At 36.0% G+C, this 10,651-nt stretch carries 15 protein-coding genes; 3 read left to right on the forward strand and 12 right to left on the reverse strand.

From position 1 onward, the window contains the following. Positions 1 to 35: 35 nt before the first annotated feature. From RV04_RS12570 to RV04_RS12620, 12 genes are all read right to left on the reverse strand, one after another. Positions 36 to 350 (reverse strand): VRR-NUC domain-containing protein, encoded by a 315-nt coding sequence (locus tag RV04_RS12570; protein ID WP_071858801.1) that lies wholly within the window; start codon positions 348 to 350, stop codon positions 36 to 38. Next, the gene (locus tag RV04_RS12575; RefSeq protein ID WP_071858802.1) at positions 347 to 664 is read right to left on the reverse strand and encodes a hypothetical protein; all 318 of its coding nucleotides are present in this window, start codon (positions 662 to 664) and stop codon (positions 347 to 349) included. Before RV04_RS12575 ends, RV04_RS12570 begins: the two co-directional genes overlap by 4 nt. Positions 665 to 940: 276 nt before the next feature. Further along, a complete protein-coding gene (locus tag RV04_RS12580) occupies positions 941 to 3,253 on the reverse strand; it encodes a phage/plasmid primase, P4 family (protein ID WP_071858803.1) in 2,313 nt (770 codons plus the stop codon). Positions 3,254 to 3,268: 15 nt separating this feature from the next. Further along, positions 3,269 to 3,763: a DUF669 domain-containing protein gene (locus RV04_RS12585; RefSeq protein WP_071858804.1), complete on the reverse strand. Its 495-nt coding sequence runs from the start codon at positions 3,761 to 3,763 to the stop codon at positions 3,269 to 3,271. A 13-nt stretch (positions 3,764 to 3,776) separates the two neighbouring features. Continuing rightward, the gene (locus RV04_RS12590) at positions 3,777 to 4,145 is read right to left on the reverse strand and encodes a hypothetical protein (protein WP_071858805.1); all 369 of its coding nucleotides are present in this window, start codon (positions 4,143 to 4,145) and stop codon (positions 3,777 to 3,779) included. Next, positions 4,142 to 5,494 (reverse strand): DEAD/DEAH box helicase, encoded by a 1,353-nt coding sequence (locus tag RV04_RS12595; protein WP_084405661.1) that lies wholly within the window; start codon positions 5,492 to 5,494, stop codon positions 4,142 to 4,144. The genes RV04_RS12590 and RV04_RS12595 overlap by 4 nt, the downstream gene beginning before the upstream one ends. After that, on the reverse strand, positions 5,469 to 6,182 hold the full coding sequence (locus RV04_RS12600; protein ID WP_071858807.1) for an AAA family ATPase: 714 nt from the start codon (positions 6,180 to 6,182) through the stop codon (positions 5,469 to 5,471). The genes RV04_RS12595 and RV04_RS12600 overlap by 26 nt, the downstream gene beginning before the upstream one ends. After that, complete coding sequence (locus RV04_RS12605; protein ID WP_071858808.1) at positions 6,183 to 6,680, reverse strand: hypothetical protein; 498 nt, start codon at positions 6,678 to 6,680, stop codon at positions 6,183 to 6,185. Next, positions 6,658 to 7,002, reverse strand: a complete 345-nt coding sequence (locus RV04_RS12610; RefSeq protein ID WP_071858809.1) for a YqaI family protein — start codon at positions 7,000 to 7,002, stop codon at positions 6,658 to 6,660. Before RV04_RS12610 ends, RV04_RS12605 begins: the two co-directional genes overlap by 23 nt. 57 nt (positions 7,003 to 7,059) lie before the next feature. Then, on the reverse strand, positions 7,060 to 7,230 hold the full coding sequence (locus RV04_RS13325; RefSeq protein ID WP_169818216.1) for a hypothetical protein: 171 nt from the start codon (positions 7,228 to 7,230) through the stop codon (positions 7,060 to 7,062). Between the two features lie 2 nt (positions 7,231 to 7,232). Next, a complete protein-coding gene (locus tag RV04_RS12615) occupies positions 7,233 to 7,466 on the reverse strand; it encodes a helix-turn-helix transcriptional regulator (protein WP_071858810.1) in 234 nt (77 codons plus the stop codon). 162 nt (positions 7,467 to 7,628) lie between these two features. Next, complete coding sequence (locus tag RV04_RS12620) at positions 7,629 to 7,847, reverse strand: helix-turn-helix domain-containing protein (RefSeq protein ID WP_071858811.1); 219 nt, start codon at positions 7,845 to 7,847, stop codon at positions 7,629 to 7,631. 155 nt (positions 7,848 to 8,002) lie between these two features. Between RV04_RS12620 and RV04_RS12625 the strand changes: the two genes are divergently transcribed. The 3 genes from RV04_RS12625 to RV04_RS12635 are packed head-to-tail and all read left to right on the forward strand — an operon-like array spanning position 8,003 to position 10,567. Next, positions 8,003 to 8,641 (forward strand): LexA family protein, encoded by a 639-nt coding sequence (locus tag RV04_RS12625; protein ID WP_071858812.1) that lies wholly within the window; start codon positions 8,003 to 8,005, stop codon positions 8,639 to 8,641. A gap of 12 nt (positions 8,642 to 8,653) precedes the next feature. Further along, on the forward strand, positions 8,654 to 9,391 hold the full coding sequence (locus RV04_RS12630; RefSeq protein ID WP_084405666.1) for an SHOCT domain-containing protein: 738 nt from the start codon (positions 8,654 to 8,656) through the stop codon (positions 9,389 to 9,391). A gap of 33 nt (positions 9,392 to 9,424) precedes the next feature. Beyond that, positions 9,425 to 10,567: a tyrosine-type recombinase/integrase gene (locus tag RV04_RS12635; RefSeq protein ID WP_071858813.1), complete on the forward strand. Its 1,143-nt coding sequence runs from the start codon at positions 9,425 to 9,427 to the stop codon at positions 10,565 to 10,567. Positions 10,568 to 10,651 lie beyond the last annotated feature (84 nt).

The following is a 10,651-nucleotide window of genomic DNA, read 5'->3' on the forward strand; positions in this document are numbered from 1 at the left end:
CTCATTAGCTCCCTCCTAATTCATATGCGATTTTTTTATTTCTTATTTACAATCCGCAAAGCATCCTCCACAGATCGCGCTACCCCGTACAAAACTGGTTGTGATTTAAGGAAATCACCGAATCGTATTTGGTCAGGTCGTAATTTACCTTTTTCGTTTTTTACTTCGATATAGATTGATTTGCCATCCGAATTTCTATGCCCACATAAGTCAGGGAATCCTTTTGGCATTCCGTAAAACTGTCTGCCTTCTATAGTAGTGACTTGCCCAGCATTTGACCTAAAAATGGTACAACCGTTCTTTGATAAGGCAATTCTGATCTCGTCTTGTATTTGGTGTTCTGATTTCAATGCTTGATCCTCATTTGATAATAAATGCCACCGTTCGATTTTTTCTTAGTAGCAAATTTAGAAATGATCCGACCGAATTTAGTTTGACTGATAGGCTCTCCATTGGTTGATTGTAAATAGAATTTATATGCTTCTGTGGCATTTAGCCGTTCGTCTGAAATCTCAAACAAAGAATCGAAAAAATCAAAATCACTTTTCTCATCACAACTTATTTTGGGACCAGCCTTGAATATTGCCAATGCTTCTTCGAAATCGAATCCTTCAGCTTGTATCGATTTAACTGTTTTAGCTATTGAAATATAAATTTCGTTCATCATAAACCTTCCTATCTGTGTTTCAAGATAACCCTACATCTCGAAATATCATTGTCATACCAACGCTTCTATCCATTTGCGGTGTATACGATGTAGGGTAAGACCTCAAAACCTATTCTTTTTTATATAATTTACTTTTTATTTTTTACTTTAATACTTTATTATTTTTTTCTAACTATACATCAAAGAAGAAAAAATATACTATAAGTATTGATATATAAGGGTTTATAAGCGATGTAGGGTTGACTTCTAACTTTACATCCTACCCTACATCTTTTACTTAAAAAGCTCTCTCACGTTGTCATATTTTCTTGGTTTTAAAGAAATGCCATCATATACTACACCAATTTTCATTCGTTTCTTAGTAAATTTTTTCGAAATCTCTCTGCCAAACTTCGTGTTAGTAAAAGTATGCTCACCATTATCTGATGCCCATTCACGATAAACTTTGTATAATTCACCGCCTGATATTTTTAGCCCCGGTCCCGTTTCGCAACACGCTTCAATAAATGTACCTATTTGATCCATTTCGCTACGATAATCCTGACTTGCTGCAACAACAGACTGTGGTTTTTTCAAGCCCTCTCTCTGCCACATTAAGCAACCATCAATGGCCCATTTTAAAATGCCTTGTAACTCGGTTTGCAGTTTAAATTTTAAATTTTTATCTTTCTTATGGTCAGGTATTTGAACGATGAATGGAATTAGATTCAATCTTCGCCAAATCCCATCATCAGTGCCTCGAATAATTGGTTTGTGATTGGTTGCTAACCATAATTTGAATTCAGGTTCGAACTCGAATTCTTTTCCATAAAGATGGCGTGCAGTCACTTTATCGCCACCAGTCAATTGTTTCACTAGCCCCTCGTCTAAACGCACACCCTCATTTGGCTCTGACGATGTTACTAAACGCGCGCCTTTCAATCGAGCAATATCACTATTAGCTGATGACTGGCTTTGTTTTACCATGATCGTTTGGGCTTGCATGGTCATGGCATAATTCCCCATCAATTCAGAAATAATTTCCAAAAATACTGACTTACCATTTGAACCGTGACCATAGAGGATAAACATACACTGCTCTCTCGTGGAACCTGTAAGCGAGTATCCAACGCATTTTTGAATGTAGTTAATCAGCTCTTGATCATTGTTAAATATCTGATTGATGAATTCTTCCCACATAGGACAATCAACCGATTCTGTGTACTCGACATTTGAAACACGAGTAAACATTTTATCTATCTCATGTTCGTGTAGAAGGCCGTCACTTAAAGATAGAAAACCACTTTGAGTATTGAAAAGAGATTTATCTTTATCGAACTCGTCAGGCAACACCGATAGTCGATGTTTTAATTCATCCATCATGGCATTTTTACCTGCATTGCTACGAGAACGCTTGATATGTTTCTCTTTCGCTTTTTCTAACGCTTCTCGTGTTTCATCGTCTGCACCTTCTGGAATTAACAAAGGTTCCTTACCCATGATATCTACTGTGTTATCAATCATTTTTCGAACTTCGCCTGTGTTATCCTGGAGCCAAACTTTTCCATCGTAGTAATACCACGCTTTATCTATATAGGAATATTTGACCAGCGTCCCATAAATATCATTGAATCTATCTGCATTGCCAGTATCATCATAAGAATAATATTTCTTTTCTTTAGGCTTTTCTTGGTCTTTAATAAAAATCTTGAAATCCGTTTTTCTTTTTGGATTATATACAGCATTAGTTTCCGAAATAGCTTTGTTCAAAAGTGCTTCACCGTATGTGGTAGCTCCTCTTTTCTGATCATACTTACTTCGAATCATTGCAGACATTCGAAAGATTTCATCCATCTTTTCAAAGTCTCTACCTGTCCAAAATGCTAAATCGTTCGCAAAAGCCATATCTGCTTCTGATTGAGAGGAATAAAATGCTTCCCAACCACCATCCATAAAAACTTTAAAACGTGCGCCTTGAGAAGATGACTGTGCTCGATTAATAATTTCATCGACTGGTAACTCTACTGTATTAAGTAAAGAATTTTCTTCTCTAAATTGAATAACTTTAGAATCGCCTACATAACGATCATATAAACGTTTAATATTTTTGGGATTAGGATCTGAAACATCTAAATAGCTAGATGCTGCATTGCCTGTCATAACGAAAAACCGTCCATCTTGATACATTTCTACGTCGCCTTTGCGACGTCTACCTCCTGGCAATTCGCCCCTAGCGATAATGTGGATGCCAGTGCCTGACTGTGAATATTCAGCGTAGGACTTCATGCTTTCTATGAATTCATAAATGATATTCTCTTCCACATCTCCTGTTTTATACCGCTCAACTTCACCTTCTGCGTTATCAATATCAATTCCAAAATACGGCGGTTTGAAGAAAAAACCTAAACCGCTCATATCAAATGTATTAACAGCATCGAGAGCAGTCTGAAAATCAGACCATGTACTCTCGTCGTTAGATTTTGCCTTGTATCCATTGTTTGCGTTATAAGGAATCTTTGTGTGTTTGTTTCTTTTTTCATCCCAAACTAGCTTGTAAACACACCACTGTTTGAGATTTTTAAGCTCTGTTGGGATTTTTTCGTACATCTTTACACCTCGTGATTAGAATGGTAGGTCGTCTTTTTGAACCGTTACTGTAGGACGACCAGGGCCGAATGATGGTTCGTCTCCATTTTTAAATTGGTGATTTACTGGTCCAGTTGTGTTTGTCTTTTCCCAACGTTTAACATTAGTGTTTCTGTATCCATTTGACTCTTCATTTTTAACCGTTACACGAACTGGTTTTAGTACAAAGTCAGCTAATAGTTCATCAAACCCGTTGTAAGACTTTCCGTCTTCTAATTGCAATGCTTGAGCGATTGCCATAATCATGCCTTCATTGTATTTTCCAGTTGCTTTAGCTTTCCAAATTTTTGGAAAAACGTGTTTGTTTTGGAATGATTGTTGTACGTCGTTTCGAACGATCAAATCAATATCAATAAATTCGGCTCCTGATTTAGTTGCGTTTTCTACCGCTTTATTGATGATTACTTCATATGTTCCGTCTTTGATCTCGTTTCCTTGTTGCGCTTTTGAAAAATCTAAGTTAAATGTCATTGTTAATTTCCTCCTAGTATTTGTATGTTTTATAAACCACTGTCAGTAATTCGTTGAAATCACGTTCTATTTCACTTTCGTAACCTGATTCGTGGTTGTTGGTACTTTCTTTTAAAATTTTCACAATTTCCACCCGTCTTTTTACACCGTCGTGCCATTCAGAACCATCTTGTAGATTAGTAAGTAATTCTTCCAATTGACTAGTAGTCGGTTTAGAATACTGATTACCTGGGCTTATCCATTGAAATTCAGTGCTATGCAGTTCGTATTTAGGTTTATACGTTGCTTTGTTGACGATTTCACCATGTACAATTTGAGTTGCAATTTCTTCGATGTAGTAACCGTCAGGTATATTTTTTAATAGTTGGTTTATCTCTTTCAAATCAACATCCCCTTCCTCTTCGCTGCCATATACGCCCAGCCGGGTTTAAAGCCTTTGACTCTAGCAATTGCGTATAAATCTTCAATCGTGGAAGCTTCGTCTTCTGTCATGTTGTAATACTTATTATTCTCAAAATTCAAAGTAATCTTCGTTTCTCCGACTTTCATTAATTCAGCCGATTCATCGATTTCTAACTCTGACTTTCGTTCTTCAATCGGCTGCAACTCTCCGCAATATGGGCAAATGTTTTCACCTTTTGGTCGTTCGTAAGCCCCAAAGCAAAACGCACATTGAACAACTGACACATCACTATCAGTTTTTGTTTTCTTTTTTGTGTCTAAGCTCCATTCACGATCCATATCAGGCAAGCCAAAACGGTTCACGTTACCCACATGGTCAATGATGATTGACGTTTTATCTGGTCTGTAACGCATCCCCCTCATCGATTGCTGAATGTACAATGATAACGATTGAGTAGGTCTCAACATAATTACAGTCGAACAATCCGGGACGTCAAAACCTTCGCCAATCAAATCTACGTTGCACAAAATTTTAATTTCGTGTTTGCGAAACGATTCAATGATTTCCGAGCGTTCATCCTTTGGCGTTTTAGCGTCTATATGAGCGGCTTTATAACCCGCTTGGTTAAATATATTAGCGGTGTGTTTACTCGCCTCTATACTGTGACAATAGGCAATCGCCTGTTCTCCATCCGCTAACGTTTTATAATGTTTCAATACGTCGCCGTAAATCGTATTCTTAACTGCTTTATCCATTGATTTCTTCGTAAAATCTCCGGTTGAGGCTTTTTTCAATTCTGCTGTGTCAATCAAACGTGGCGCATAATACTCATATGGCGCTAAACGATGATTTTCAATCAGCCATTTTGCCGACACCCCTTCAATCAGCACGTCATTCACATCACCTAATCCGCTCCCGTTTAATCGGATAGGCGTTGCGGTAAAGCCTAATCTCGGAACATCTGAATAATATTCATAGATTTTTCGGTACGAAGCAGCTAATCCGTGATGGTTCTCGTCAGTAATAATGAGTTGCGGTTTTTTAATTGTTTGAAGATGTCTCACAACTGTTTGGACCATTCCAAAATTTACTAGCGCATTATTCACACCGATTTCTTTAAATGTCTTTTTTATTTGATCTATCAACTCACGACGATGAACTAAAAACAGAACTCGATTGCCTTTTAAAGTCGTCATACGTGCGATTTCAGCGACCATAACCGACTTACCTGAACCACATGCCGAAACGATGCAAGGTGCTTTAAAACCATCGATATAAGCCTGTCTAGCACGTTTAACTAAATCATTCTGATAATCGTACAGTTCCATCAATATCGAACAACTCCTCTTGCAGAGCAAACTCTCGATCATCTAGTTGGTTTTTAGCAAATGTTTGATCTGTTCGTTTCAACAAAAAACCTCGTGTTCCTGTTTCTTCATTGATCATTAACCGGCCAACCATATTCATCAGACCCATGACGTTGTTAACAATCTTCTCTCGAATCTGTGGATGAAACTGATTGAATATCTGACCGCCAGGTGATTGAATTTGAATTTGCGTTTCCCATGCAGTAAAAACTTTATTTACACCTTTCCACGAATTGATATACCGAATCATGTCAGGCAGATAAAATGAGAATTTATTGTAGTCGCCCATTTCTGGGATGCCCATTGCTTTACCATCACGCGTCTTTGATAATCTCGATTTCTCTGCTAACCATGCTTGTTCGAATTCAGATAAGTTATCGAAAAAGATGTTGTCGTATTGATCCAAATAATTATCGTGAATATCCTTCAACATTTTTTTCATTCCAACTTCTACATCATTTAAATCTGCATAAACGATATCGATGTTTGGATTGCCTGCTAAAACATTCGTCGTACGGTCAATGTCGATGACCAGCGTTTTACCTTTTAGATAGTTGGCCGTATATGTTTTTCCCCCACCAGGCGGCGCATAGATTAAAACGGAAAAACTACTTGCACGATCAATATCGGTTGCTTTAATTATTTCCATCTACTCTTTCACCTTCACTTTCACTTCGACTGATTTAACATCAACTGTTGTATTTGGAATCGCCATGCCGTTGTCATCGATCAACAACCCTTCTTCCGTCAAATGAAAAACGCCGTCAACTAAGAGCTGTTTAATGTCATTTTGAATTGGTTTAACGATAACTTCTTCTTTGATTAGTCCCGGATGTTCTTCTTTCATGTAACGTTCGAAACGGACTTTTTCTTCTTTCGATTTTGGCAAACTCAATTTATAAGAAGCTTTGCTTTTCAAATTAGGATATTTCTTACTAATCACGAAGCTTTCTGTTTCTACTGATTCCATATCGCCTAAGAGCTGTTTTTGAATTTCTAATGCAGCGGTTAATTCTTTTTCAATCTCATTGAGAAATGCCAATTTAGTTTCTGTAATTCGAGCAATTTGATCATCATAAAGACTGATTTTGATTCCTATTAAAGAACGTAGATTTTCAATTTCCTTAGTAATTTCTTCGAGATTCAACAGCATCCCCTCCTCTTAATGGTTGTAAATCAAAATGTTTGGCATATCCGTTCTCTTCAATCCAAGTAATTAATGCTTCTTTAATGGTTTCCGAATACTGACTGGGCAACATAGACTCTCGTAATTCTTCATTTGCTTCACCTGCGGTTAACTCCTCCACATACTCATTTGAGTAACGTTCTAAGTTTTCTTCTAATACAATTCCATCTGCATTGATGTAGACTGTGCTATTTTCATAGATATCGTCTCCATAAACGTCTTTTAGAATGGGTTCTTCGTAGTTCGGTTCTAGCGGTACACCTAGTGAATCTCTGATCGTCATGTGGTATAATTCCTCCTATAAGATTTATTTTTTTGACTAGCTAACTTGGACGGTGGGCTAGTCTTTTTTTGTGTCATATTCCGCAAAGTCATAAATCAAAACTAAGCCGAAAACTGCTGTAACATATGCTGCTTTGAGCCATTCTGGCACATTACCTGTGATTGCTGCGCCTATTCCGAAAGCAAATAGCATTGCTCCAGTTCTGCGTAGCCAATAGATTTTTTTCATTGTTATGCTCCCTTCGTTTTATGCTCTTCCATCCAAGCATCTAAATCTTTAATGTCATACTTAGGATTGCTATTTTCTCCGAATAGAATGATTCGTAATCCATCTTTAATCCATTGATTTATTGTGGCCGGCGAAGTTCCTGTATAGATCACTGCTTCTTTTTGGGTCAAATATCTTTTAGGAACATAGTTTAAAAGTAAATTTCTTAATTCTTCACGTGTAATTTGTTCCGGCATCTCAAGTCCTCCTACCTGTTATTTATCGTGAAAACGAAAAATGTTTCACGCCAATATGGCTATTTTTTTCTTATTTAAAATTTGTTTTGTTTCACAAAGAGAACCTTGTGGATAAGTTTCTTTTTCATGAAACTTTGAAAATATTTAATTTCTTTTTGGAAACTATTTTCGTATTAAAAAAGAACCAACTTCTTCATCAGGAATATCTAAAACATTCATAATTTTAATAAAAGAAGGCAATGTAATGATGATTTGACCACTCATATATTTTGAGTAAGTTCCTTTCGTGACTTCTAATTCACCTGCCATGTCAACATCTTTTAGTTTTTTAATTTTCATTTTTTCTTCTAATTTTGATTTATCCACAGGAATCATTTTCATCTCACATCCTTTCGACATAAGTTATCATAACCTAAAAGTTTCCTGTTGGCAACTATATTTTGAAAACTTTTTCTAAAACAATATCTCTTGTTTCTTGTTACGAAACTATTTAAAATAAAAGCATACAATGACAAGATATTCGAAGGACTGATAAAATGATAAATAACTATAATGCAGTTGGATATTTAAGGGATGTTCGAAAAGACAAACGAATCAACCAAGAAACTATTGGCAACATATTAAATGTAACAAAAGCAACTATTTCGAAATACGAATCTGGCAAATTGCAAATGAGTACCGAAGACATTTTAAAATATGCTGATTTTCTAGGAGTGAACCGCGGAGAATTGCCAGATTTAGAGGTTTCGAGCAATCTATTCGTAGACGAAGCATATTTGAAAGTGGTTGGATCAGTTCGTGCTGGTTATCCTCTTGAATGTTATGAAATTGCTGAAGATGTACCTGTCCCTTCATGGATTTTAAAAAAATTTCCTTCTGCGTACGGGTTAAGAGTGCATGGCGATAGTATGGATAGAATCATTCCTGAAAACACAATCGCCGTCGTGAACCCACAATCTGAATTGCCAAATGGGAAGATAGCGGTTGTAAGGATTAACGGAACAGAAACTACGATGAAAAAGTTTTATAATTTAGATGGAACAATTATTTTGAAACCAGAAAGCACAAATCCTGATTACAAAACTATGAGTTTCGATACTAAGAAAGAACAAGAGGATTTACACATTGAAGGTCGGGTTGTGACATTCGTTCCCGATCCAAAAATAATTCTATAAGGAGGAACAAAAATGGGTTTTTGGGATTCGGTTAAATCAGGAGCAAAAGATATCGCGAGGCAAACTGCTTTAGAGGGTATGGTTAGAGATAATAAAGAACTATCAGAAGACGAAATCGCTGAATTTGTTGAATTCAATAAGATGACTCCTTCTGAAGCCATTCTGAAGAAACCGTCTAAGTATTTTAAATGTACGAATAGATATGGAGATATAGAAATTGATTCCAACAAGAAATTATTTAGAGTTAAATTTAATGTATACAACTTCAGTGAATTAAATAGTTATGAACTGCTTGAAAATGGAAGCTCTGTGATGAGTGGCGGTTTAGGCATAGGTAGAGCAGTTGTTGGTGGTGTCCTTGCCGGTGGTGTCGGCGCAATCTTAGGAGGAGTTACCAAAAAGAAAAAACAAAAAAATCATGTCGACTCTCTAAAGATATTAGTTACCTTCAAGAATAGAACTCCACAATCAATTAATATCGACTACATCAAAAAGAAACAAGATAAAGACAAAAAATATGAAAAAATATTGATTAAAGCTAAAGAGACTATGGCAGGATTCGATTATATTGTCTCTGAATTAGAAGTTGGAAAACACGATGAATTAATCGGTGCAGTATCTCATGCAAATGAAGAAAGCATCTCACTCTCTCCTACTGACGAAATACGCAAGTACAAAGAATTATTAGATGATGGTATTATTTCCCAAGAAGAATTCGATGCTAAGAAACAAGAATTATTGGGGTTGTAAAAACTTTAATATAAGCAAATTGGAGGTGATCTAATGGCTAGTTTTGAACAGTATAAGGATAAAAACGGAGATAAACGTTGGAAGTTCCAAGCGTACTTGGGAATCAATCCTGAAACTGGAAAACCAGTTAAAACTACTCGAAGAAATTTTAAAACTCAAAGAGAAGCTAAACTAGCTTTAGCCACACTCCAAAGTAATTTTGAAAATGAATTATCTAAAAAAGAAAAACCTAAAAAATACAAAGAAGTTTACGATTCGTGGATGGTAGAGTATGAAAAAACTGTTCGAGGGTCTACTCTACTTAAAACAAAAAGGATATTCAAAAATCACATTTTAGATCAATTAGGCGAGATGTATATATCAGAAATTACTCCGCTCAAAATTCAAGAATTAATGAATTATTGGGCAGCTAAATATACTACCGCTTCAAAAATGATGAACTATACTGGGCTAGTCTTTAAATATGCTGTTCGATTTGGTTTGATTGATCGTAATCCGGTTGATTCTATTTTGAAGCCAAAAGCAAAAAAAACTAAGAAGCAAGACGAAGCTTTTTATGATAAAGATGAACTAAAATTATTTCTTGATATTTTATATAAATATTCTAATCTGAAAGTCCAAGCATATTTTCGTCTTCTGGCAATGACTGGTATGCGAAAACAAGAAGCGAATGCTTTAGAATGGAAAGATGTTGATTTTAAAAAACAAACTGTTAATATTGAAAAAGCTGTATCGAGATCTGCTACTGGCCTTCATATCTCAGAGACGAAAAATAAAGGCTCTAATCGAATAATTTCTATTGATATGGCAACTTTAGAAAAACTAAAAGAGTGGAAGTTAGATAATAAACCTTTGAGTGATGAATGGTTGATCTTTGGCAAAGCCGAGTCAGTCAGACCACATGACATTATGAGTCTTGATACATCAAGAAAATGGCTATTAACTATTCAAGACGAAATGGACAAAGCTTCAGATAAGCCCATGCATAGAATTACTACTCATGGATTTAGACATACACATGCTAGTCTTCTCGTAGAAATGGGAGCTTCGTTAAAAGATATTCAGTATCGTTTAGGGCATACCGACATTCAGACAACTATGAATGTGTACTCTCATGTTTCTAAATCTGCAAAAGAAAAACTAGCGAATAAGTTCAACGAGTTCATCGATTTTTAACTCAATAGCATTCAATATAGCATTCAAAATACTTTAGATATTGATTATCCAACATTTAAGTGACTCCCGCCAGCTCCATTAAAA

It is taken from the genome of Enterococcus hermanniensis, from assembly GCF_001885945.1.
Lineage (GTDB): Bacteria > Bacillota > Bacilli > Lactobacillales > Enterococcaceae > Enterococcus_A > Enterococcus_A hermanniensis.